The 22,610-nt window shown below is 34.9% G+C and carries 23 protein-coding genes; 18 read left to right on the forward strand and 5 right to left on the reverse strand.

Annotated features, from left to right (window positions below; all coding sequences use genetic code 11):
- Positions 1 to 8 precede the first annotated feature (8 nt).
- The 18 genes from GN138_RS09285 (at position 9) to GN138_RS09375 (ending at position 18,479) form a co-directional block, all read left to right on the forward strand.
- The gene (locus tag GN138_RS09285; protein ID WP_197429333.1) at positions 9 to 836 is read left to right on the forward strand and encodes a sensor histidine kinase; all 828 of its coding nucleotides are present in this window, start codon (positions 9 to 11) and stop codon (positions 834 to 836) included.
- Complete coding sequence (locus tag GN138_RS09290; protein WP_157363525.1) at positions 817 to 1,584, forward strand: LytR/AlgR family response regulator transcription factor; 768 nt, start codon at positions 817 to 819, stop codon at positions 1,582 to 1,584. The genes GN138_RS09285 and GN138_RS09290 overlap by 20 nt, the downstream gene beginning before the upstream one ends.
- A gap of 161 nt (positions 1,585 to 1,745) precedes the next feature.
- The gene (locus GN138_RS09295) at positions 1,746 to 2,078 is read left to right on the forward strand and encodes a hypothetical protein (protein ID WP_157363526.1); all 333 of its coding nucleotides are present in this window, start codon (positions 1,746 to 1,748) and stop codon (positions 2,076 to 2,078) included.
- 61 nt (positions 2,079 to 2,139) lie between these two features.
- A complete protein-coding gene (locus GN138_RS09300; protein WP_157363527.1) occupies positions 2,140 to 2,982 on the forward strand; it encodes a DUF6515 family protein in 843 nt (280 codons plus the stop codon).
- A 151-nt stretch (positions 2,983 to 3,133) separates the two neighbouring features.
- Positions 3,134 to 3,604: a DUF2147 domain-containing protein gene (locus GN138_RS09305; RefSeq protein WP_157363528.1), complete on the forward strand. Its 471-nt coding sequence runs from the start codon at positions 3,134 to 3,136 to the stop codon at positions 3,602 to 3,604.
- Entirely contained in the window at positions 3,597 to 4,535 is a 939-nt protein-coding gene (locus GN138_RS09310; RefSeq protein WP_157363529.1) for a DUF6268 family outer membrane beta-barrel protein, read from the forward strand. The genes GN138_RS09305 and GN138_RS09310 overlap by 8 nt, the downstream gene beginning before the upstream one ends.
- Complete coding sequence (locus tag GN138_RS09315; RefSeq protein WP_197429334.1) at positions 4,528 to 5,934, forward strand: TolC family protein; 1,407 nt, start codon at positions 4,528 to 4,530, stop codon at positions 5,932 to 5,934. Before GN138_RS09310 ends, GN138_RS09315 begins: the two co-directional genes overlap by 8 nt.
- Positions 5,924 to 6,979 carry an efflux RND transporter periplasmic adaptor subunit gene (locus GN138_RS09320; RefSeq protein ID WP_197429335.1) on the forward strand — a complete coding sequence of 352 codons (1,056 nt, stop codon included), beginning with the start codon at positions 5,924 to 5,926 and terminating at the stop codon, positions 6,977 to 6,979. Before GN138_RS09315 ends, GN138_RS09320 begins: the two co-directional genes overlap by 11 nt.
- Positions 6,976 to 10,071 (forward strand): efflux RND transporter permease subunit, encoded by a 3,096-nt coding sequence (locus tag GN138_RS09325; protein WP_157363532.1) that lies wholly within the window; start codon positions 6,976 to 6,978, stop codon positions 10,069 to 10,071. The genes GN138_RS09320 and GN138_RS09325 overlap by 4 nt, the downstream gene beginning before the upstream one ends.
- A gap of 74 nt (positions 10,072 to 10,145) precedes the next feature.
- Positions 10,146 to 11,264, forward strand: coding sequence for an adenylate/guanylate cyclase domain-containing protein (locus tag GN138_RS09330; RefSeq protein WP_157363533.1), 1,119 nt, complete (start codon positions 10,146 to 10,148; stop codon positions 11,262 to 11,264).
- A 702-nt stretch (positions 11,265 to 11,966) separates the two neighbouring features.
- A complete protein-coding gene (locus tag GN138_RS09340; RefSeq protein WP_157363535.1) occupies positions 11,967 to 12,839 on the forward strand; it encodes an AraC family transcriptional regulator in 873 nt (290 codons plus the stop codon).
- A 465-nt stretch (positions 12,840 to 13,304) separates the two neighbouring features.
- A complete protein-coding gene (locus GN138_RS09345; protein WP_317162730.1) occupies positions 13,305 to 14,324 on the forward strand; it encodes an NAD(P)/FAD-dependent oxidoreductase in 1,020 nt (339 codons plus the stop codon).
- Between the two features lie 12 nt (positions 14,325 to 14,336).
- The gene (locus GN138_RS09350; RefSeq protein ID WP_157363536.1) at positions 14,337 to 14,933 is read left to right on the forward strand and encodes a short chain dehydrogenase; all 597 of its coding nucleotides are present in this window, start codon (positions 14,337 to 14,339) and stop codon (positions 14,931 to 14,933) included.
- 12 nt (positions 14,934 to 14,945) lie between these two features.
- Entirely contained in the window at positions 14,946 to 15,584 is a 639-nt protein-coding gene (locus tag GN138_RS09355; protein WP_157363537.1) for a class I SAM-dependent methyltransferase, read from the forward strand.
- Positions 15,585 to 15,699: 115 nt separating this feature from the next.
- Positions 15,700 to 16,548, forward strand: a complete 849-nt coding sequence (locus tag GN138_RS09360; RefSeq protein WP_157363538.1) for an RteC domain-containing protein — start codon at positions 15,700 to 15,702, stop codon at positions 16,546 to 16,548.
- Between the two features lie 277 nt (positions 16,549 to 16,825).
- The gene (locus GN138_RS09365; protein ID WP_157363539.1) at positions 16,826 to 17,110 is read left to right on the forward strand and encodes a helix-turn-helix domain-containing protein; all 285 of its coding nucleotides are present in this window, start codon (positions 16,826 to 16,828) and stop codon (positions 17,108 to 17,110) included.
- Positions 17,111 to 17,113: 3 nt separating this feature from the next.
- Positions 17,114 to 17,833 (forward strand): hypothetical protein, encoded by a 720-nt coding sequence (locus tag GN138_RS09370; RefSeq protein WP_157363540.1) that lies wholly within the window; start codon positions 17,114 to 17,116, stop codon positions 17,831 to 17,833.
- Positions 17,817 to 18,479, forward strand: a complete 663-nt coding sequence (locus GN138_RS09375; RefSeq protein ID WP_157363541.1) for an ATPase — start codon at positions 17,817 to 17,819, stop codon at positions 18,477 to 18,479. Before GN138_RS09370 ends, GN138_RS09375 begins: the two co-directional genes overlap by 17 nt.
- 42 nt (positions 18,480 to 18,521) lie before the next feature.
- Here GN138_RS09375 and GN138_RS09380 read toward each other — a convergent pair whose 3' ends face one another.
- The 5 genes from GN138_RS09380 to GN138_RS09400 all read right to left on the reverse strand — a co-directional run bounded on the left by GN138_RS09380 (position 18,522) and on the right by GN138_RS09400 (position 22,546).
- Entirely contained in the window at positions 18,522 to 20,300 is a 1,779-nt protein-coding gene (locus GN138_RS09380) for a DUF2326 domain-containing protein (protein WP_157363542.1), read from the reverse strand.
- On the reverse strand, positions 20,300 to 20,578 hold the full coding sequence (locus GN138_RS09385) for a hypothetical protein (protein WP_157363543.1): 279 nt from the start codon (positions 20,576 to 20,578) through the stop codon (positions 20,300 to 20,302). Before GN138_RS09385 ends, GN138_RS09380 begins: the two co-directional genes overlap by 1 nt.
- Positions 20,575 to 21,468 (reverse strand): hypothetical protein, encoded by an 894-nt coding sequence (locus tag GN138_RS09390; RefSeq protein ID WP_157363544.1) that lies wholly within the window; start codon positions 21,466 to 21,468, stop codon positions 20,575 to 20,577. Before GN138_RS09390 ends, GN138_RS09385 begins: the two co-directional genes overlap by 4 nt.
- A gap of 1 nt (position 21,469) precedes the next feature.
- Positions 21,470 to 21,685: a helix-turn-helix domain-containing protein gene (locus tag GN138_RS09395; protein ID WP_157363545.1), complete on the reverse strand. Its 216-nt coding sequence runs from the start codon at positions 21,683 to 21,685 to the stop codon at positions 21,470 to 21,472.
- A 219-nt stretch (positions 21,686 to 21,904) separates the two neighbouring features.
- A complete protein-coding gene (locus tag GN138_RS09400; protein ID WP_157363546.1) occupies positions 21,905 to 22,546 on the reverse strand; it encodes an N-acetylmuramoyl-L-alanine amidase family protein in 642 nt (213 codons plus the stop codon).
- Positions 22,547 to 22,610 lie beyond the last annotated feature (64 nt).

Genomic DNA, 22,610 nt, shown 5'->3' on the forward strand with positions numbered 1-22,610 from the left:
TTTACATATTGAATAAAGGAGAAGAATTCCTGAGTTTATCGATAAGAATCATATTCAGCATTTTAGCCGGTGGCTTTGGTATGTCACTGGCTTATGGGGTGGTCGTTTATATTTTTCCTGATTACAACGCGACCGTTATGTTTTGGGTATTTCAGTTTAGGGGACTTCTTCTTAATATAGTTATCCTGACGATTATCTATTCCTTTATACAGTTTAATAAGGCACGTAAGTTTGAATTAGAAGCAGAGAGGCTACGATCGGAAAATCTGGGTGCCCAGCTTTCGTATTTAAAGGAACAGCTTAATCCTCATTTCTTTTTCAATAGCTTGAACATCCTTAAAAGTATGATTGAGCTCAAAAATCCACAGGCACCTGAACTGGTAATGAAGTTATCAGAATTCTATAGGTTTACACTACAACATCAAAAAGAGGATTATGTTCTTCTAGAGAAAGAGCTAGAAATTATGCAACTATATGCTTACATGCTCAATGCCCGTTTTGAAGAAGGTTTGCAAATAAAAAATAGTATCCCAGAGATGGCTTGCAAGGTATTAATACCACCATTTACGCTTCAAATATTGCTCGAAAATTGTATAAAACACAATACCATAACTCAAAATGAACCTGTAATTTTTGAATTATATATTGAAAATGAGTTTTTAGTAGTGAGAAATAATGTCATAAAAAAGCGTCAGACCATAATTTCAACTCAAACAGGCTTATACAATATAAAAAAACGCTATATGTTGTTAACAAATAAAACGATCGATGTGATCGCTTCCAGTGATCATTTCACAATTAAACTTCCTCTTATTTATGAAAATACTAATCATTGAAGATGAAATAAAGACTGCCCAACTTTTATATAACTATGCATTGGAGTTAAGACCAGACGCAGAGGTTTTGCCATTTGTTCATAAAATCGATGAAAGCATAAAGGTATTAACCAAGCAATCTGATATAGATATCATCTTTATGGATATACAACTGGCAGATGGCTCTTGCTTTGAAATATTTAAGGAAGTCCAGGTAAACTGTCCTGTAATTTTTTGTACTGCCTATGATGAGTACGCACTAAAAGCATTTGATGCTAATGGCATCGCTTACATATTAAAACCCTTTGATGAGAAAGCAATTGCAAAAGCGTTGAACAAGTATGATCAATTTTCAAAAAAAAATGACTTAGAAGTCTCTGTTTTGATGAAATTGAAAAATATAATTGCAAATGACTCAGTCTCAAAGCAGGTAAAAAGCTTTTTAGTCTTTCATAGAAATAGATATTTGCCAATAGAACTCGACCATATTGCATACTTCTATATAAGAAATGAATTAACTTATATCTACACCTACGATGAGAAGTCTTACTCAATAGATTTGACATTAAATACCATTGAAGATCAAGTAAGTCAAAATATTTTTTTCCGTGCTAACAGGCAGTTTCTTATTCATCACAAAGCTGTTAAAGAAATAGAAAATTATTTTGCACGTAAGCTTCTGGTAACCTTAAAAGTCGCCACACCAGAAAGAATCATTGTAAGCAAAGCAAAAGCAACAAAGTTTATACAGTGGATGCAATCATCTTAGAAATACCTTATTTCTAAGTTTATGCTTTTGGAAAACAAAGAGCGCAACTTCAACGAGGTTTCATAATACACCTGCCTAAATTGCCGCTTTAAGCCCTAATTTGCCAGTTTCATGTTATTGTTATAATGACGCTTCATTTGTTGTCTTATGTTTGCTGTATTATGGATACAAATAATGGAAGTGAGATTACTTTTGGTACCTTTTTAAGTGTCCTATTAGTAGCATTATTGTTTTCGGTACTACAAGGAGCAATGCTGTTTTCTATCATATCATGCGAAAACGATAATGTATTAATAGGCACTGGTACCAATGATGGCGATATGTCCAGAATTATACTTTACAAGAACGATGTAAAGTACTGTGCAACCATAAAATGGACCTCAATACTAAAAGATGGTGTAAAATGTGAAGTACACCAGAATGATATCCTAAAAGAAAGTGTTTTAAAAGGTGTAATAACACTTAAAGAGGTTTTTATACCAGATGAAGATTGACAAAAGGCTACATTTTCATAATTCATAATGCCCATTAAATTTAAGAACGAAAAAATAAAAAATGATGAATTTAACAAAGCTTATCTATTTAGGAGTATTCTTTATCCTATTTCTATCCAGTTCTAAGACTTACGGTCAACGTGTAATCGTAAAAAGACCTGCGCGCACAGTTGTAGTAGCACCATCACCCGCTTTTAGGGTCATAAGACCCTTTCCTGCACCGCGTGTGAGGGTTACTACGGTAGTTCCTTCTGGAGCAGTAATAATAACTTATGGGGGCATTCCCTATAGCTATTACGGCGGTGTTTATTACAGATATTATGGTGGACAATACATCATCGTTACACCACCAGTAGGAATGCAGGTCAACACTTTGCCTGTAGAGTTTGACAAAATCCTAGTTGATAAAACACTTTACTATTATGCAGATGGGGTTTTTTATCTTCCCATTGATAAGCAATATGAAATTGTTGATGCACCAATAGATGCCATAATCTATAGTCTGCCAAAGGAAACACAAAAGGTTTCCATCGACAATGTAACCTATTACAGCTATAATAAAACCCTATACCTAAAGATACAAACTCAGGGCGGTCGTGCTTACAAAGTTATGGGCACTGCGCCTGAAAATGCCGTGTCACAGCCTGAACAATATACGACTATTGAGGTTGATGACACGACTTATTATTTTTCAGAAGGTGTTTTTTATATTTTATTGGACGGACAATACAAAATAGTGGGACCGCCCAAAAATGCAATTGTTTGGGATTTGCCTCAAAATCTACAAGAGCTGGTCATTGATGACAAAACGTTGTATGCCTACAAAAATGTTTTGTATTCAAAAGTCGAAACAGATGCTAACGATACAGCCTATAAAATTATAGGAGAACTCTCGACAGATTGATTTGTGTAGTAATTGGCTTTCGTTAAAGCATAATATTTGGGTTTAAGATTGCCAGTCTTAAACTTTAATTAGCCCGTCTTGCGCTTTTTTATGCTGGAGGCATTAGCAATAAAGGTAATTTCAACAACTATTAATTCGAACTTATAAAAAGATGAATAAAAGAAAAATTAAAGATTTGTTTTTGATATGCTTCACATTCATGTTCAGCTATTCTGTGCTTGGACAAAAAGCAGATGATATTCTTGGCTTTTGGATTAGCGAGAATGCTGCCACAGGCTTTGAAATTTACAAATCCCAGAACAAATATTTTTCGAAAATTGTATGGCTTGCGCAACCTAATGTGAATGGCAAACCCAAACTGGATAAAAACAATGTAGATATTTCAAAAAGAGACAAACCTCTTTTAGGAACTATAATATTATCGGGACTGGTCTTTGATAAAGATGAATGGAATGACGGCACTATTTATAATGCTAAGGATGGCAAGACTTATAAAGTATATCTGCAATTAGATGGAAAAAACTTGAATGTTATTGGTTTTAAAGGAAGCAGATGGCTTAGCAAAATAAACACCTGGTATCCTGTTCAGGATAAATCTAAATTTCCTGAACGAGATGAATAAATGGTACAAGCTCGTTACTATAAGGAATACTTTTAAAAAGTATCTTATCATCTCGTTTTTACTTATCGTACATTTAGCAACTGCACAGTCTTTTGAGCCATTTGCTATACGTTATAGTCGGTTACCACAGGCTGGCGTAAATCAGGCAGATAATGATCAATATGAACTTGTAGAAAGAGAACCTTTGCAAGTCATTGATGTTAATTTGCGGTCACCTTTTGAAATTGGAGATAAAGGATTTCGATTAGGGCCTTTTTTGAATTATACCAAAGCGTTTCAAGAGGTAGATAACTGGGCCTTTACCGGTGATCGTCCTGCAGATGCCTCTCAATTCGGTATAGGTCTTGCTGCACTACTTCCTGTTAGTAAAAGAGTTTCTTTAGTCAGTATTTTAGGTGCAGACCAAGGCACCAACGATGGTGTTCCCTGGACGTGGGATAATAATTTGTATAAAGTTGGTTTGGGTTTTATTCTAAATATGGACAAAACAGAACGACCTTATCAAATGGGACTTACTTTAGTTTATACAGAATTACTTGGTTTTCCCATTCTAAATCTAATTTATAAACGAGAATTTTCAGATAAGTGGTCTGTAAATCTTGCACTTCCCAATTATGGTATCATTGATTATTCGTTAAGTGAAAACACAAAAATTAGATTTGAAGAACGTTTTTCGGTAGGTCGTTTCGCTCTAAGCGAAAATGAAAACAATATCGGTTCTTATAACATTTCCAGGGTAACACTATCTGCCGGTATTTTGCAGCATATCTCGGGCCCTGTATTTTTTCAGGGATCTGTAGGACTTACGATATGGAATCGTTCTGCCCTTTTTGACAATAGCAATGAACAACTAGACATGCTTAGATATGAAATACCTCAGCCAGCCGTGAATTTTGGAATTTTAGTCAATATCAATGCTAAGAATGAATAAGCTTAACTTGACCATTTGTGCTATTCTTTTAATAACTACAGTCCATAAAGTTATTGCACAATCTGATAACATTTTAGAAAACTACATAAAGATTGCTATTGAGTCAAATGTAGCATTAAAAAGAGAAACCCTAAATTTTGAACAAAGCCTTGAAGCTCTCAAAGAGGCTAAACGCTCATTTTATCCCACGGTATCCTTGAACGCGAATTTTCAAACAGCTGCAGGCCAAAATCTATTCGGATTACAAATACAGGATCAATTAGACGGGTTTCTTCGTAATCTTGATATGATCAACAATAGTCTGGAACAATTGGATGCACCCAATTACCCAGATTTGCCATCTTATCTCACAGGAAATGATCAGGGTCTAAACGATGCGCTCAATCAAAACCAGCAAACCTTCGTACGTTTAGCCATACCAGTTTATAACGCAGCAATTATTGAGAACCACAAAATCAAAAAAGAGCTGGTAACACTAAGTAAGTTGAGTCAAGAGTATTATAAAGATGAGTTGGTCAAAGAGGTGAAAACGACATATTATCACTGGTTACAAGCAGGAGAAATAGTAAAAGTCTTTGAGAACGCATTAGCACTAGCTAGTGAGAATGTTAGAACCAATCGTAGTTTACTCAACAATTCAAAAATCACAAAGGACGGGCTGCTATCTGCCGAAGCTCGTGAAGCAGAGGTAAATCAAGAACTCATCACTGCAAGAAAAAATCAACGTTTGGCACAGGCTTTCTTCAACTTCCTTCTTAATCGTGCTTATGATATGTCTATCAATCAAACTGAAATTGACGATGATATAATCAACCTTCAATCGCTATCATTCTACGAGCAACTGGCACTATCACAGCGAAGGGATCTTCAACAGATTATACAACTACAATCTGTAAGAGAGGCACAAATCGGACTAGAAAAAGCAACGATGAAACCTAGGGTTAATCTGGCTGTTGATGCTGGCTATCGTGGCAATGAATATGCGTTTACCACAGAAGATGATTTTGTAGCGGTAGGTGCACAATTGACTTGGAATGTATTTACATTTGGTAAAAGCAAAGCTAAAATTCAGCAAGCACAACTAGATCAAGAAATCGCAAAAACACTGGAAGAAGAACTTATTGAAAAAATAAAAATTGAAGTGGTGGAAGCATATCTGGAAGTTGAAGCTGCTTATGAACAATTAGCAGCAGCTCAAAAAGAAGTAAATGCTTCACAGGAGGAACTTAAGCTTGTGATGCGCAAGTTTGAGTTAGGCAGTGCCAATAGACTTGAAATAGAAAGTGCTGAAACTGATTTTCAAAATGCCCAGTTACGCGAGGTAGCGGCAAAATACAATGTTTTATCTCAAAAAGCTTCGCTCGAAAGAGCATCAAGCAGTTATAATTATGAAGAATAGCTTAAAATTTTCAGTAACGCTCTCCCTACTTGTGCTTGTGATAGCGTGTAAGAACGAGCAAGAACAAGAAAACACGAAAAAAATAAAAAGTGTTGCCACGGCCATTGCCGAAAGCGTAGATTACCAAAGAGAAGTTTTTGCAACAGGTAGGGTATCGTTAAGCAAAGAAGTAAAACTCAGTTTTAAAACTGGTGGTATCATTGCACAGGTATTTGTGGATGAAGGACAGAGGGTTCAGCCCGGTCAGACGCTGGCAAGATTAAAACTAGACGAAATAAAAGCACAGACAGACAATGCATCGCTGCAATACAACAAGGTACAACGCGACTTAGACCGCACCCAGGCACTATTTAAAGATTCGGTGGCGACCCTTGAGCAATTACAAAATGCTAAAACGCAGGTTCAAGCCGCAAGAAATTCGTTAGAATCTGCTGGGTTTAATCTTCGTTACTCTGAAATCAAGGCACCCTACAAAGGAATCGTGCTGACTAAGCTAGCGGATGAAAACGAGCTAGTAGGTTCAGGTAATCCAGTATTTTATTTTGGGGCTTTATCCAATACCAAACGTATAATTGTAAACCTAACTGCAAGGGAAATAGGAAAGATTGCCTTAGGCAATTCGGCTCGGGTTGTTTTTGATGCCCTGCCTGATCTCGTATTTAAGGGTAAAGTGACTGAGAAGAACGAAATTGCTGATATGCAGACTAACACTTTTTCTGTAGAGATTTCTCTTGATGATCCAGATGGTGTGTTGTATTCAGGTTTCGTAGGTAAGGCTTACATCGCTGTAGCCGGAGTCAAAACTGCGATAAAAATTCCTATTGATGCCCTAAAATATGCGCAGGGTGAACAAGCTGCTGTTTTCGTTTTGCGTAATGGGATAGCCCAGAAAAAAGACGTAAATGTTTTCACCATTGATGGAAAATACATTTTACTTAAAGACGGATTAGAAATTGGCGATGAGGTTATTACAGAAGGTGTGGGTTACATCAAGCAGGGAGATAGTCTTACTACAAGAACAAATAAACAAAACAGTGCGCAATGAATCTCCCTAAACTCGCCACTGAAAACAAAGAGGTTACCATTGTAGCTTTCCTTCTCATCTTGATAGTGGGATTGCAAGCTTACTTTGTAGTGCCTCAGTATGAAGATCCTATAGTTCAGCCGCCGGGCGGAATTATTGTAGCCATATATCCTGGTGCAACCCCTAGTGATATGGAAAGCCTAATTGTCGATCCACTTGAAGAGTCTCTTTATGAGCTGGAGGATGTCATTAAAATGGACGCTGAAATTCAAAGTGGTTTAGCTACAATTAACTTGGAGTTCGATTTTAGTACAGATACAGATGAGAAATTTGATGATATTCTTAGTCAGGTTAATGATGTAAAAGAATCGCTACCAGACGGGTTATACGATTTACGAGTGATGAAGAAATCGACCTCAGATGTAAATATCTACCAGATTATGTTGGTAGGAGAAAACACACCCTACAGGATGTTACAACAGGAGGCAGAGAAGTTAAAGGATGCCATAGAGTCTATAAACGGTCTAAAGGCAGTAGATATTGAAGCTTATCCGGAAAGACAAGTGCGTATCTCACTCGACCCTATTCAAATGAAGGCTTCTAATATTTCTATTAATGACTTAGAACAGGCCATTCAGAGCAGCAATGCAAACATACCTGCAGGAAGCCTGGATCTGGGAGGAAAACAGTTTAACGTACAGACCTCAGGATTTTATGAAGACCTCAAAGAAATCAAAAGGACAGTGGTAGGAACCTATCGTGGTCAAAATGTTTATCTGGAGGATATTGCTAGTGTAGATTATCAATATGAAGATGAACGCTATATAGCTCGTATTAATGGTAAGAAATCAATCATTATATCCATACAACAGAATGAAAATGAAAATGTGCATACCGTTTCTGAAGCTATTCGATCGCGCATTGATAAACTAATTTTTCCTACAGGTATAGAGCTTGTGTATGCTTTTGAGCAAACAGAGCAGGTAAAAGATAGTGTAAACAACTTTATTTCAAACCTTTTGCAGGGTATTCTTCTGGTAGGATTGATTATCTGGCTGGTGTTGGGGCAACGTCCTGCATTTCTTGTAATGGTCAGTATTCCGCTTTCAATATTTATGGCCATTGTGGTCATATATCAAATGGAACTGGGTCTGCAGCAAATATCCATTGCTGGTTTGATTATTGCTTTAGGTTTACTGGTAGATAATTCGATTGTTATTGTCGAAAACATTTCTCGCTATCTCAATGAAGGGCTTTCCCGTAAGGAGGCTGCGATAAGAGGTTGTTCAGAACTAGGTGGTGCTTTAATCAGTGCCACATTAACCACTTGCCTCGCGTTCATACCCATCATAACAATGCCGGACAAAACGGGCGAGTTCATACGTTCTATGCCTATTACGGTAGTTGCAACATTAGTAGCCTCACTCATCATAGCATTTACACTTACACCATTTGTAGCTTCTCGTATTTTTAAAGAAGGTACTGCTATTAAGACGACTTGGATTGCAAAAAAATTCAAAACATTTGCAAACGGTTCATATACGCAACTTCTAACGTGGGTCTTTAAGCGAAGGCCATTAGTTATAATTGGTACCATAATCACTTTTATCTGCGCTATTACAGTTTTTGTTCTTTACATTGATCAGAGTTTTTTTCCGAAGGCTCAAAAACCACAGTTCCGCATAACGGTGCGTCTGACACCCGGTAGCAATCTGGATGCAACAGATAAAGTGGTAAAACGCGTTGAGACTGTGCTTGATACCACAAGTTTAGTAGATTACTACGTAGCAAACGTGGGACATGGTAATCCAAGGATTTATTACAATGTCAATTCAGAAAATTTTCAATCCAATTTTTCGGAGATTTATGTGCGACTCAAACGTTATGAAGAGAAAGAGTTTGAAAGCTTCATACAGCATATGCGAAATACCTTTGATACCTTCGGTGAGGCGCAGATAGATGTCAAAGAATATTCTCAGGGCCCTAGTACGGGCGCCCCAATTGAAGTAAAGGTTTATGAAGATAACATTGAACGCCTTAAAACCCTCTCATTACAGGTAGAGGAGCGGCTGGCAAAACATCCTGCCATACTCAATTTATCAAATGAAATGGGACAGACCACCACAGATCTGAAGCTAGAGATTTATCGGGAAAAAGCCGCAATGCTTGGTGTTCCTCTTATTAATATAGACATTGCGATGCGTACTTTTATTGCAGGTCGACCTGTTTCAAAATATCGTGATGATGAAGGGAACGAAATGAACATCGTTTTGCGATACGACATCCGTCAAGCTGATTTCAGCTATGAGGATTTTGAGAAAATTCAGGTAGAATCACTCAGCGGTAGCTTTATTCCTCTTTTTAACTTGGCAAATTTAACTTTTATTGAAGCAGAGACTTCAAGGGAACATGCGATGGGAAATCGCACAGCAACGGTGAGTGCAGATTTAAAGGACGGTTACGCCATCAAGGAGGTAATTAAAGAATTATCTGCTGATCTTGATGAACTAGCTTGGGAAGAAAGCAGTTATGAGTTTGCAGGAGCCCTAGAAGATCAGCAATCTTCGTTTGGAGGGTTGCTAAGTGCCACTGGCTTTGCGCTTGGGCTGTGCTTTATGGTCTTGATTATTCAGTTCCGCTCGTTTACACAACCCTTGATTATTTTTACCGCCTTGCCATTTGGGGTAATAGGAGCAGTATTCCTAATGTTTATATTCAATGAGACTTTTTCTTTTATGGCTTTTGTAGGACTAATAAGTCTTATCGGTATCGCCATCAACAACTCTATCGTAATGGTCGAGTTCGCCAATCAACAATTAAGAGAAGGAACTACTATACGAGAAGCAGCTATAGAAGCTGGAAAAATTAGGCTAGTACCCATCGTTTCGACAACCTTGACTACTGTGCTCGGGATCATTCCTTTAACTGTTTTTGGGGGGGCATTATGGCGCCCAATCGGCCTAGTTATAATTGGAGGAATGATTTCTTCCACTATCCTCATATTACTTCTTTTGCCAATGATTTATGATTTCTTTACCAGTTCCAAAAGGACAAATTCAGAACTCGATAGGAGTGAAAATCAACAAGCAGATAACAATCTGAGTTTAGAATAAGCTGTATCAAGGTAAATGCCCAAATAAATCATATCAATCACAAAAAATTGTCTTTACAATTAAATAAAAGAAGTATGTCAGTGTCGCGTAAAATAGACAAAAGAGTAAGACCTGTTTTTATTAAGCAAGGTATAATTCTTAGCTTTTTCTGGGGATTATTTGGAATGCTCTATATCTACATTAGATACATAGGTCAGACCAGTGAGATTCGGGACACTTTTCCATATGTATTGCCTTTAAATAGTTCTGGACTTCTTCTCGTAGGTTTTTCCACTGGTTTTTTGATAGGCTTGTTTTTAGCTTTGATCAATGTATATTCCGGACACTATCTCTCAAAACTGTCTGTCTGGCAAGGTATTATATTTAATTTGGCGATGGTGTTTGTTGTATCTCTATTCTGCATAGGTTCAATTTTGCTCATAGCACTGCTCCTTAAAGGATTTGAATTTACCACAGTTTGGAGTATAACTATAAGTGTTATACTTTCCCATCACTTATTATCCATATTTGCTTTTATGCTGCCTTTGGGCGCCTTGTTCAATTTAGCCCGTGAAATATCCCTGAGGTTAGGGCCAAATCATTTTTGGAAAATCCTATCCGGATCTTACAGGAAACCTATTGAAGAAAACCGCGTATTTCTTTTTGTTGATTTGGCATCATCAACAAGTATCGCAGAGCACTTAAGCCATATACGATATAGTGAATTAATACAAGATTGTTTTGAAGAGCTCTCATTAATCGCTTTAGAATTTAATGGCAGTATTTATCAATTTGTAGGTGATGAAGCGGTCATAACCTGGTCTCTTGAAAAAGACCAGAAGGCAAGGAACAAGGCTGTAAAGCTGTTTTTTGCGTTTAGAAAAGCCTTAGAAAACAATACCTGCTATTTTTCAGAGAAATATAACGTTCAACCTGTATTTAGAGGTGCCGTGCATAGTGGTATGGTAACTATTGCAGAGATAGGTGTTTTTAAAAAGGAAATAGCCTATCACGGAGATGTACTTAACACCACTGCTCGCCTAATGCAAATTAGCAAAGAAAACAACAACAAACTAGCGATGACTACCATCGTAATGAATGGCCTTCCAGAGTGCAGTAAATCAGAATTTTTAGGAGAATATGTATTGAGAGGAAAAAACAGCAAAGTAACGGTGTATTTGCTGAAAGAGAGCAGTGAGGCAGCACCACAATAATTTTGGTACTACAATTATATTATATCTAAACCATCAATGAAAGAAAATAAGCTTTCAGAGAATATTCTAGCCAATCTATCAGCTTTTTTAATCATTTTTTTAGCTTTCGCGAAAACGAATTACACTCAAACCACCATTGAGGCATTTACCACCGCAGATAACCTAACGCTGAAAGGCTGGTTTTCAAACCCCTAACCGAGGATTACAAACTCATCATCTTCAGCTTAAACGAGACCATTGTCGGATACGATAACGAAGAAGCCTCTTTCGTATTCTAAAACGTTATTGCCCGTTTGGGAAGAAATGTTTGGCTAAATCTATTAATTATGACCCAAATGCACTTGAAAATCAGAAGAATCATAACTCGAGTATAGATGAGGGCAAGTAATTATTTGGCCACTACTCAAATTTATGCAAGAGTTGTTGAGAAAAAGGTGAGTGAAGATATGGGTAAACTAGAATTATTATTACTTGAAAAAAAATAATCCATGCAACCTGAAGAGTTACCTTTTTATTGATTTCTAATTTTAATCCAAATTAAAAAATTTCATAATTGTCCTACTTAAATTTATAATCGTCCCAATTTTTTGTTCAGATAAATAGTAATTTTGTGAGATTTGAATTTTATCACTTACAAAGAAAAATTATATGATTTCAAAGAGTATTTAGAACCAGACTTTATTAGAATACAATAAACTATAGATGAAAGACATACCCATTATACATAAAGCAAATGCCAAAGCGCGTTCAAATTTTAATATACGGAGTATGTCTGAAATTTTGAAAGGGAAAGATTTTAAAAGAGACTTGCACAGGCATGATTTTTTTGTGATTTTTTGCTTTAAAAAAGGTAATGGTTTTCAAGAGATAGATTTCAAAGAATATTCAATACAAAAAAATTCACTTTTCTTATTACGCCCTGGTCAAATCCATAAATTAAGGATTGATGCAAAAAGTGAAGGGTTTCTAATTCAGTTTGGACAAAACTTCTTTAGACCCCTAAAATCACATTTGTATAAAACATTACGCTTACAAGAAAATAAAGATTTCTACGTATTTGATAATAATGAATACGACGGTATCAATTATTTAGCTGAATGTATATACCAAGAACACAAGGACAAAAAAGCGGGCTACGTTGAAAGTATAAAAGCCTACTTTGAGCTACTTTTTATTCATCTTTTCAGAAAAATATCTTTAGATAAATTCCCCTCCAATCAAAGTACAAGCTACTATCAAGAAAAGTTGGAAGTGCTTTTATTTACTATTGAGTTGAAATTAGGTGAAATGAAACAAGTAAATGAATATGCCGAATACTTAAATCAGACCCCATATCAACTTAATAAGATTACTAAAATTACACTTGGCAAGACATTCTCAGAAGTTATTGCTGACAATATACTACTTGAAGCTAAACGCTACACATTGGGCACTTCTAACCAAATTAAGGAAATTGCGTATCATTTAGGGTATGATGATGTTTCTTATTTTATTCGTTTTTTCAAAAAGCATATTGGCCATACACCAGAAGAATTTAGGCAATTACATACTTCAAAAATTGATTCTCGGCTTTAAGAATAAAGTTTAAATTTTACAAAAGTACCATTAGACTAGAAACGAGTCCTACCTATTAGGCACGAGGCAAACTACATTTGTACTTTACAATTTAAGAGAGAAAATATCTTAATAGCCTCGGTTTATGAATACAAAAATAAAGCTTATTGCTTCACTAAAAATATGGGTGCTAATATATCCACTGCTAACACTTTTTCTTTATGTGTTTCAGGGCACATTGAGTTCTATTCCAGTCTATTTGCGTACGCTAATAATGACATTGGTTTTAGTCCCGTTGATTGTATTCGTTGGTTTACCCTTATTAGATAACATCATTGGTCTTTTTAAAAAGAATAAGAATAATTAATTCAACATCGGTGAATTAATTATTCAATTAAGGATTATAAAAATAGGTTTAAGAGGAATATTGTCATTGATATTTTACGGCAACTTTAACTCAATCAACCTACTTAAACCTCTCAAATTATGAACAATAAACATAAAGGAATTGGCAGACGAGAATTTGTTAAAAACAGCAGTTTAGCATTAATAAGTATTAGCCTGCCTTGGCAAAACTTGGAATTAATAAATCAAAAAAAAATGACAGACACAGAATTTGAAGTAATAATAGTTGGAGGGAGCTACTCCGGTTTGGCTACTGCAATGGCATTGGGACGAGCATTAAGAAAAGTACTTATTATTGATAGTGGAAAACCTTGTAACCGACAAACGCCACACTCTCACAATTTCATAACCCAAGATGGCAAAACACCTAAACAAATAAGTGACCTAGCTGCTGAACAAGTAAAAGCTTATCCAACGGTTCACTTTTTAGATGATTTGGTAACCGATGCGAAAAAATCTCTAAATAGTTTTTCGATAAGTACAGCCAATGGAGATAGTTTTACTGCTAAAAGATTAGTGTTTGCCACGGGCATTCACGATATAATGCCCGAGATTGAAGGATTCTCCGACTGCTGGGGTATTTCGGTATTGCATTGTCCATACTGTCACGGTTACGAAGTGCGAAAAAAAACAACAGGGATTTTAGGAAACGGAGATTTTGGTTTTGAGTTCTCGCGATTAATTTCGAACTGGACAGATAATTTAAGTCTGTACACAAATGGTGCTTCTACATTGTCAAAAGAAGAAACCGAGTTGTTGAAAAGTCGCAATATTAATATCGTTGAGACAAAAATTATCAGGTTTGAGCATATTGATGGCTATGTAAAGAATATTCATTTTCAAGATGGTTCTCAATTGGCAGTAGATGCAATATATGCTCGCTTACCATTTAAACAACATTGCACAGCACCTGAGAAGTTGGGTTGTAAGCTAAATGAAAAAGGCTATGTAGTTGTTGATGAAATGCAAAAAACAACAGTAGAAGGTGTCTATGCTTGTGGCGACAATACAACGAAAATGCGTACCGTTGCTAACGCAGTAGCAATGGGTACTAATGCCGGTATGATGCTTAACAAGGAATATGTACTTGAAAATTTTTAATCTTAATAAATTATGAAAATAATAGTAGTAGGTGCTTCCGGTACTATGGGAACTCATCTTGTTAAGGCTTGGAAGGATAAGCACGAACTTATTAAAGTAGGTTCTAATAGTGGAGATATCATTGCAGATATTACTTCCCCTGAAAGCATCAAATCAATGTATGAAAAAGTTGGAAGGTTTGATGCTCTAGTTTCAACCGCAGGTCCTACCTATGTAGGTCCTTGGAGTACCTTGACTGATGATACTTTTAGAAAAGGTTTAGAGGGCAAGTTGATGGGGCAAATCAATTTAGTGCTGATAGGTAAGGATTACGTAAAGCCCAAAAGCTCTTTTACTTTGATTGCTGGAGGACTTACTTATGAGCCGCAACAGAACTTTGCAAATGCCTCTGTTGCTAATGGAGGTATTGAAGCTTTTGTTAGGGCTGCCGCAATAGAATTTGAAAAGGACGTCCGTATCAATGCTGTAAGCCCTACAGTCATCGAAAACTCTCCACAATATTTTAAGTATTTCCCAGGTGAAATTCCTGTAACGATGAAGCAATTGGAATATGGTTTTGATAAATGTGTGTTCGGGGCAAATACAGGACAGGTCGTTAAACTCTATTAATAGTTAAGAATTATGGAAACACAAAAAGATAAAGAATACAAAGAATTTTGGGACAAACGATATTCGGAAAAGGTTTATTCCTATGGAAAACAACCAAACAATTTTTTCCAAAAATGGATAACAAAATTTAATCCAGGTAAAATCTTTTTACCTGCTGATGGAGAGGGGCGAAACGGGGTTTATGCTGCAACATTGGGATGGGAGGTTATTTCCAATGATTTAAGTATAGAGGCACAGAAAAAAGGGTTACAATTAGCCGATGAGAACAATGTCAGGATAGACTATATTATTGGTGATGTTGAGGAATTGGATTTACCTGAATCTTCTTTTGATGCCATAGCATTGATTTTTGCACATTTTTCATCTGATAAGATTCAATCTATACATCAAAAATTAACGACTTTGCTCAAACTAGATGGAATTGTCATCTTTGAAGCTTACAGCAAAAAACATTTTGATTACCGAGCTAAAAATCCCAAAGTTGGTGGTCCTAGAGATATGAATATGCTTTTTTCGGAAGATAACCTGCATCGAGATTTTCCGAATTATGATATTCTTTTGTTAGAAGAGGTAAAAACATTTCTTGATGAAGGTAAATATCATCAAGGTGAGGGCAGTGTTATGAGATTTATCGGGAAGAAAAACAGTTAACCCAAGTATTATTTGATTTCGTTCCGTCTAATTTGACACTAAATATGAATCATTTTATAAATATCCTTCCATGATAGAATAAGATATCGAGCAGTACTTAAAGTGTTTGTGGTTTATGAAAGATAGAATAGATAAAATACTTCTAAGTTATAAGTCTGAGATATCTGAAATTGGTCAAGACGTACCATTTTCTTATGCGAAGATTGAGACTGGAATCCATATCTCAAGAAAATATCTTCAAGAACTTCGTTTAGTATTAAGAAAAGGGAAATTCGGTAGTCCTAAAACTGAAATTAAGTTTTTTAAAAATCAAAAACCTTTTATTTATGGTCGCCTAAAGTTTTATTCAAAGCTCTATAAATACCATACCCATAAACCTCTCGGAACTAAAAAATCACAACGGATATTTATTGACAGTAAGATTGAAAAGCTACAAGATTACTATCAAAGGAATATTGATTTTGTGCAATATTACAGAGAAAATAGTACTCTTTTAGACGAATATTATTTTTTAAGAGGTAAAGACAATCCTGCATTGTTTTCAGACACGTCCCATTTTTACACAGACTCTGAATTTTCTACAAGTCACGATAACGCTGTTGCAAAAATAATTGCTTATGATTTGCTTTTGGTTTATTACGTTGAAGAGCTCAAAAATCTTAAAAAAAGTAGTGCTTCAGGGGAAGGTTTAAGAAAATATCTAAAGACAAATAACTTAAATTGGACAGCAAACAAAATTGATTTGGTAGAGCTAATTTATGCGTTGCATAGTAGTAGTACAATTAATAATGGTGCAATAGAAATAAGAGAGATAGCTCTTGCCTGTGAAAAGATTTTCAATATTGAATTAGGAAACTATTACCACACTTTTATAGAAATTAGAGCAAGAAAATCAAGCCCCACAAAATTCATCGATAAACTCAAGGAAGCTTTACAAAAGCGTATATTAGATTTAGATATCTAAAATACCATAGTTGCCCCCAAGGTGGGGATTTATATTTTGCGGCTTTTTTAATAAAATTTATCACTTTTTGTAGAATGTAAAAAACATTAAGTATTTCAAATCAAACTAATTTAACTCATTGAATATTAGTGGTTAAAATCACCCAACTTGGTTGCAACTATTGAATAAAACTCAATAAACATAACCAGATTTGCAGAACGAAAGTCAAATCAGGTCAGAGGCTATCAATTAAAATTTTTTGAATCTAGATAGCCTCTTTCTTTAAAATCGTTCTATTATGCCCACAAGTATTATTACTACGGATGACCTTCGAGAATTCAAAATCGAATTGCTCGACGACATTAAAAATCTTTTATCTAAACAAGCTACTGGCAAAATCAAGAAATATCTTAAATCTTCAGAAGTGATGGATATGCTTCAAATAAGTCCAGGAACATTACAGAATCTTCGCATCAATGGCACATTACCTTATACCAAAGTAGGCGGTCTTATTTTTTATGATGTAGATGAAATCCAAACGGTAATGGAAGCTAATCGTGTACACCATAAATTCGAATCTTAGCTTATGAACTACATAAAGCTCCTTAATGCGGCTTTTGAGAAGTTCTATTTTGATGACCGCCTAAATCCTACCCATATCAGTTTGTATATGGCACTGTTTCAAGAATGGAACAGTAGTCGTTTTTCAGATGAAATGTTCGTGAATAGAAGAGACCTAATGCGAGCCGCCAAAATTGGTTCAAAATCTACTTATCACAGATGTATTGTTGAGTTAAATGACTGGCAGTACCTATCTTATTTTCCATCCAATAATCCTTACAAAGGCAGTAAAATCAAGATGTCCATTATCGTAACAAGTGATGAACCACTAACGAGACAGTACAATCCCACATTAGAACAACTTGCTGAACAGTACTATCCCAGAGGTGTACCTCTTGAGGGACACCACCATCCCACAAATGAACAAGCATTGGTATCTACTACAAACAATATCAAACAAGAAAACAGTATAAAACAGCCAAAGGGCAGGCAGGCCGTTATTGATTTTTTTATTGAAAAGAATTTTGATTTAGGTGAAGCTGAAAAATTTTACAGCCACTATAATGAACGAGATTGGCGTACTGGCAATGGTGAGTCTATTAGAGATTGGCGCTCAGTGGCCATCAACTGGATGGACCGCACCGAATTTTTTGAAGCTGAAAACAGGCCAAACAAAAAACAACCGTCCCAAATCAAGGACAACTTGAGAACCACTAAAAACAAAGACTATGGACAACCCCTCTAAAATTACCGAAGGTGGTGTGGAATATTCGTTGGGAACATTTGATGGTAAAAGTGTTATTTATGATTTTCCAAAAATTCTGATTTACCTGAATGCCAAAGGAAAACTATTATTTGGCAAAAATTTCAAAATTTATGATGAAGACAAGGATATTCTACTGAAGCTCTGTTCTTATTTTATTAGGGATAAAGACAACTGTGCCACCTACGGAATTGACATTGAAAAAGGAATTTTACTTTCCGGACCAGTAGGTTGTGGAAAGACTAGTTTGATGAAACTTTTACGTCACATCGTCCCATTGCAACGACCTTACGAAATGATTCCCTGCCGGAATGTAACTTTTGGTTTTAACCATCTTGGTTTTAAAACTGTTGAGGAATATGGAAACACCAAATTCTATTGTTTTGATGATTTGGGTATTGAACCGGCTGGACGGTTTTATGGTAAAGACTTGAATGTAATGGGCGAAGTACTCTTATCCAGATATGAACTTTATCTCGATACCAAACACAAAATCAAAACTCACGCAACCACCAACTTAAATGCTGAAGAATTGGAAGAACGCTATGGCAATCGAGTTCGTAGCAGAATGCGAGAACTGTTTAATTTGATTGCCTTTGATAAAGGTGCTGGGGATAAGAGGAAGTGATATGGAAGTTAAACTAAAGGATTAATTACAACCAAAATTAAATTAGAAGAAGCGTTTAAATAGTGTTTCCTTTTCTGTATCTGAAAATTCAGCAATTATATAATCAGAAATATTAAACTCTAATTTACCATACCTGTCACTTAGCTCTTCGGTAAAATCAATTTCATCTTCATTAAAAGTCAGGATGTATTGAAAATTTTGCAGTTCGTTTGCCTTGTGATACATATAGTTCAATACGTTGAATATCGTTCTTTTAGAGATAGCGTGAAAAACTCCATCATGAATTAAAAAATCAGGCAAATTTCTTTGGTCCAATCTACTATTAAGAAAAGCCATTAAATCATAAGAAACTATTTTTAGACGTTCTTGCCCCAAAGCATCAGCCTTAGGAATTTGTATATTTATTGAAAAAGGAAGTTGATTTCTTTTGGATGTAGGGTTAATGGTAACGTCAAAATATGAGTTATCAAACTCTTCATCTAGATAAATTGCATTTTCTAATACATCCTGGAACAAAAGTCTTAATTCATTTAACTTTTTATCAACCTGATTGACATCATTTACTATATCACGTTTCAATTCGGAAATTATAATATCAGTATCCGCCATTATAGTCTCAATTTCGTCAATTTCTTTGATTATGGCTGTATTTCTTGTTAATAGCGTTTTTTCTTCAATCAATTTTTCATAAGTAGTTTCAATTCTATCTAAAGCTCCTTTTTCTTTAAGTAATGTAAATAATTGACTACGCTTTTTTTCGAGGATTTCAAGGTCGTTAAGTGCTGTATCAATAATTTTCGTTAGTTTCTTTTCTTCATCTAAAAGATACTTGTTTCTATTAGCTAAAAGTTGCTCCTTAAACGCTATTACTTCATCTAAGCTCTTTTTTACAAAGTTTCCGAATGTTGATAACGTTTCATTATAAAGTTTTTGTATCTTATCAATGTCGATATTTGAGACATCAGAATAAGAAGACTTTAGTTTGTCTAACTTCCTATTCGCTGTATGATATAAGGTGGATTTTTCATTAATCCTACCAATTACATCAGTTAGTTCTTCCTCAATATTTTTATGATTTTCTAGAAAATTATAATCTTTGAGACTTTTTTCAATTACTGATATCTGCTTCTCTATCTTTAATATTTCTGTGCGAAACTCTCTTACTTCTTTCCCAGTATCTGCTTTTATTTTATTTGTAAGTCCCTTTACCGTTTTATTTTTTTCTTCATAGTCTTTTGATACATCATTAAAATTTACTAGATTTTTGGTAGGCAGATTAAGTAAGTAAAAATTGTATAATGCCTTATCTCTAACATTGGCATTGTAAGATACAAAATTTAGTGGGTCTATTCTTTGCTGGTTTTGTAAATCATCTTTTACAAAAAACTCCATCAAAGTACCATATCTTTTCCCCTCAAAAAATACTTCATTGTTTTCAGTTGGAAAGAATATGCTTTCGAGTATTCTAGGCATTTCTGACTTTTCGTATTCTTCGAACTTATCTGGGCGATTACCCAAAAAAACCGTTTTAAGGTCAGAGAAGTATCTCTTTAAAAAATACTTCTTATTATTAATTTCAAATTCCAATGTCAAACTATGTTCCTCTTCTCTTAAAAAATCATATTTCTTTTTAGAAAATCTTTTTTCAGCCTTTCCACTTAAAAGAGTAAAATCAATTAGACGCACCAATGATGATTTTCCTATACCGTTTACACCTCTTGCTTCCTTATCCTCAGAGTATTTACCCAAAATGATATTTATTCCATTATGAAACGGAATAACGTCTATTAAATTAGTTTCTGAGTATAGTCTGATTAGCATTATTGAAATAAATTTAATTGCTCTTTACTGGTATCATTCTTAATCAACTTTATCTTGTATTCTTTCTTTTCGATACTTCCAACAGTATGTAAAAAGGTAACGGCATATAAAAAGAGGTCTGGTGTTCTATTTTTATCTACTTTCAAAAACTTATTCATAACATCATCAACCAAAACATACTTCTCATTAAAAGGGCTTTTGCTCATAATCCCTATAATTTCGGCTCCTAAAACCATTAAGTTGGTCCTCAAATTACTTTCTGGATGCGGTAAAATCATTCTTTATTTGTTTTCCTTCCTATTAAACATTGTTCGAACATATAGAGTAAAATTGTTCTAACATTTAATCTATAGCCGTCATCATCGAGATTACTATACTGTTTTGTGTATCCCTCTGTCAAACTATTTAATCTAGCTTTAAAATCGCCGCCAAGCTTATTGTAATCTTCAATTATCCTGCGCTTTATTAAATCTTTTTCATTATCCTCATACCCTGATAATATGTTAGAAATCGTTATGAAGTCTTTCATAACTAATATCATTTCGGAATTTACTCCGTCCCAATCTTCCTCATTAAAATTTAACTCAATTTTTTCTTTTGGTGGGGTTAAATCTGATTTATCGAATTGAATAGTGTCATCTCTATTTGAATCATCCAACAAATCTTGAATGATATCCAAGATATAATCTTGTCTGAAATATTCACCAATACCCAAAAAGGTAGCTAATTTTCGTCTTTGATTATTTGTAAAATCGTTTTCTATTATGTATAGAATTTGCTTTATTCCCTTAATAAAGGTATTCCCCTCAAGTTCCTCAATTAGACTTAATTGGTCTGGTGATACTTCATGATTTACAAGCATTTCCCAATTACAAAATTGCTCCTTCCAGTTATTTACATATTTAGGAAAATCTCCTTCTTTCTTATCGCTACCTAAAACTTTAAAAGTAAAATCGGACTTATTATATTTTTTGGGGGCATAACAAGCCAATATCTTTTTTTCAGTCAAGATTGTCCCATCATTTCCTTTATCCCGTGTACCGCGAATAGGAGTATAATTTTCTGCACCATATTTTAATAAGAACAATTCGTCAATAAACTCCTCAAAATTTGAGCCTTGTTTCGCTTCAATTTGAACTTTAAAAGCATTTTTGAGTAACTGTTCCATTCTATAAATCTAAATCAATATTTAATTCCCCTTCTAAGCCTTTTTCCACTATTTCTCTTAAGGTTTGAAGATTTATTTTGTTTCCTTGTTCCGTTTCAATCCTTGTAATATAAGCACGTTTTTTGCCTACCTTTTGAGCTAACTGTTCCTGAGTTAGATTTTTCTGCTCCCTTGCTTCTTTTAGCATTTCTCCAATGTTTTTACTAGATATTTTCATATTGAAACAATTAAAATTTTGAAAAAAAACAGCTTGACAAATGTAACTTAAAAGTTTCAATTGTTAAATTTTTTTCGGCATAGTATCCTAGGTAATTTATTTGAAAAGACGACTGCTTTTCTATAACTCTTTCTGAAAAACCTTAACTAGTTGTTTAAAAACAGTAAGAACTATCAATTTTATTATCCGAATTATTTCCTTATAAAAATTACTCAAAATCTATAGTTTAAAAAAATTAGCAATATTCAATAAAATAGCGAAAGAAATGGTGCTGATATTCTTTAGTTTTAATACGTAGTTAGCTTCATCCCCATTACTCAAAAACCCCAATTCCAGAAGTACAGCTGCACAATTATCTACAGTTTCTCTCAACACCTGAAAGTCCTCAAACTTCACACCACGACTCTCAAAACCCAATTCTTTTTTAAACGCTGCTTGAAACTGAAAAGCCAACCAAGTAGATTCATCTAGATACTTAGATTGTTTCTCTGACACATATACTTCAATACCTCTAGCATTGGGATTATCTGAATGATTACAATGCAAAGACAAAAACAAATCGGCATTCAGTGCCTTGGCCAGCTTCGTTCTGTCAGATAACGAAATGAGTGTATCGGTGTATCTGGTTAAGTAAATGTCCAAAGGCTTGTTCGATTCGTTATTTAGCTTCAAAATGGCATTTGCAATATTGAATACAACATCCTTTTCTTGGATGCCATTTACGCCTATCGCACCAGCATCTTTTCCACCGTGGCCAACATCAATTACGATTCGTTTTTGGGTACTCGTTTCTTGTCCAAAAATGATGCACATTTTTAGAAGCAAAAAGACAAAACTGACGTTTTTAAGCACGTTTTTCATTTTCAATTTTCGTGTTATCAACAACTTTCCTTCAAAAATTCATAGAATTTGATGCCAAATAATA

Source organism: Winogradskyella endarachnes (assembly GCF_009741275.1).
In the GTDB taxonomy this organism is placed as follows: Bacteria; Bacteroidota; Bacteroidia; order Flavobacteriales; family Flavobacteriaceae; genus Winogradskyella; species Winogradskyella endarachnes.

Bases quoted from the DNA above. Each gene is read 5' to 3' on its own strand.
- GN138_RS09290 (WP_157363525.1), top strand. From the start codon at position 817: ATGAAAATACTAATCATTGAAGATGAAATAAAGACTGCCCAACTTTTA.
- GN138_RS09295 (WP_157363526.1), top strand. From the start codon at position 1,746: ATGGATACAAATAATGGAAGTGAGATTACTTTTGGTACCTTTTTAAGT.
- GN138_RS09300 (WP_157363527.1), top strand. From the start codon at position 2,140: ATGATGAATTTAACAAAGCTTATCTATTTAGGAGTATTCTTTATCCTA.
- GN138_RS09305 (WP_157363528.1), top strand. From the start codon at position 3,134: ATGAATAAAAGAAAAATTAAAGATTTGTTTTTGATATGCTTCACATTC.
- GN138_RS09310 (WP_157363529.1), top strand. From the start codon at position 3,597: ATGAATAAATGGTACAAGCTCGTTACTATAAGGAATACTTTTAAAAAG.
- GN138_RS09315 (WP_197429334.1), top strand. From the start codon at position 4,528: ATGAATAAGCTTAACTTGACCATTTGTGCTATTCTTTTAATAACTACA.
- GN138_RS09320 (WP_197429335.1), top strand. From the start codon at position 5,924: ATGAAGAATAGCTTAAAATTTTCAGTAACGCTCTCCCTACTTGTGCTT.
- GN138_RS09325 (WP_157363532.1), top strand. From the start codon at position 6,976: ATGAATCTCCCTAAACTCGCCACTGAAAACAAAGAGGTTACCATTGTA.
- GN138_RS09330 (WP_157363533.1), top strand. From the start codon at position 10,146: ATGTCAGTGTCGCGTAAAATAGACAAAAGAGTAAGACCTGTTTTTATT.
- GN138_RS09340 (WP_157363535.1), top strand. From the start codon at position 11,967: ATGAAAGACATACCCATTATACATAAAGCAAATGCCAAAGCGCGTTCA.
- GN138_RS09345 (WP_317162730.1), top strand. From the start codon at position 13,305: ATGAACAATAAACATAAAGGAATTGGCAGACGAGAATTTGTTAAAAAC.
- GN138_RS09350 (WP_157363536.1), top strand. From the start codon at position 14,337: ATGAAAATAATAGTAGTAGGTGCTTCCGGTACTATGGGAACTCATCTT.
- GN138_RS09355 (WP_157363537.1), top strand. From the start codon at position 14,946: ATGGAAACACAAAAAGATAAAGAATACAAAGAATTTTGGGACAAACGA.
- GN138_RS09360 (WP_157363538.1), top strand. From the start codon at position 15,700: ATGAAAGATAGAATAGATAAAATACTTCTAAGTTATAAGTCTGAGATA.
- GN138_RS09365 (WP_157363539.1), top strand. From the start codon at position 16,826: ATGCCCACAAGTATTATTACTACGGATGACCTTCGAGAATTCAAAATC.
- GN138_RS09370 (WP_157363540.1), top strand. From the start codon at position 17,114: ATGAACTACATAAAGCTCCTTAATGCGGCTTTTGAGAAGTTCTATTTT.
- GN138_RS09375 (WP_157363541.1), top strand. From the start codon at position 17,817: ATGGACAACCCCTCTAAAATTACCGAAGGTGGTGTGGAATATTCGTTG.
- GN138_RS09380 (WP_157363542.1), bottom strand. From the start codon at position 20,300: ATGCTAATCAGACTATACTCAGAAACTAATTTAATAGACGTTATTCCG.
- GN138_RS09385 (WP_157363543.1), bottom strand. From the start codon at position 20,578: ATGATTTTACCGCATCCAGAAAGTAATTTGAGGACCAACTTAATGGTT.
- GN138_RS09390 (WP_157363544.1), bottom strand. From the start codon at position 21,468: ATGGAACAGTTACTCAAAAATGCTTTTAAAGTTCAAATTGAAGCGAAA.
- GN138_RS09395 (WP_157363545.1), bottom strand. From the start codon at position 21,685: ATGAAAATATCTAGTAAAAACATTGGAGAAATGCTAAAAGAAGCAAGG.
- GN138_RS09400 (WP_157363546.1), bottom strand. From the start codon at position 22,546: ATGAAAAACGTGCTTAAAAACGTCAGTTTTGTCTTTTTGCTTCTAAAA.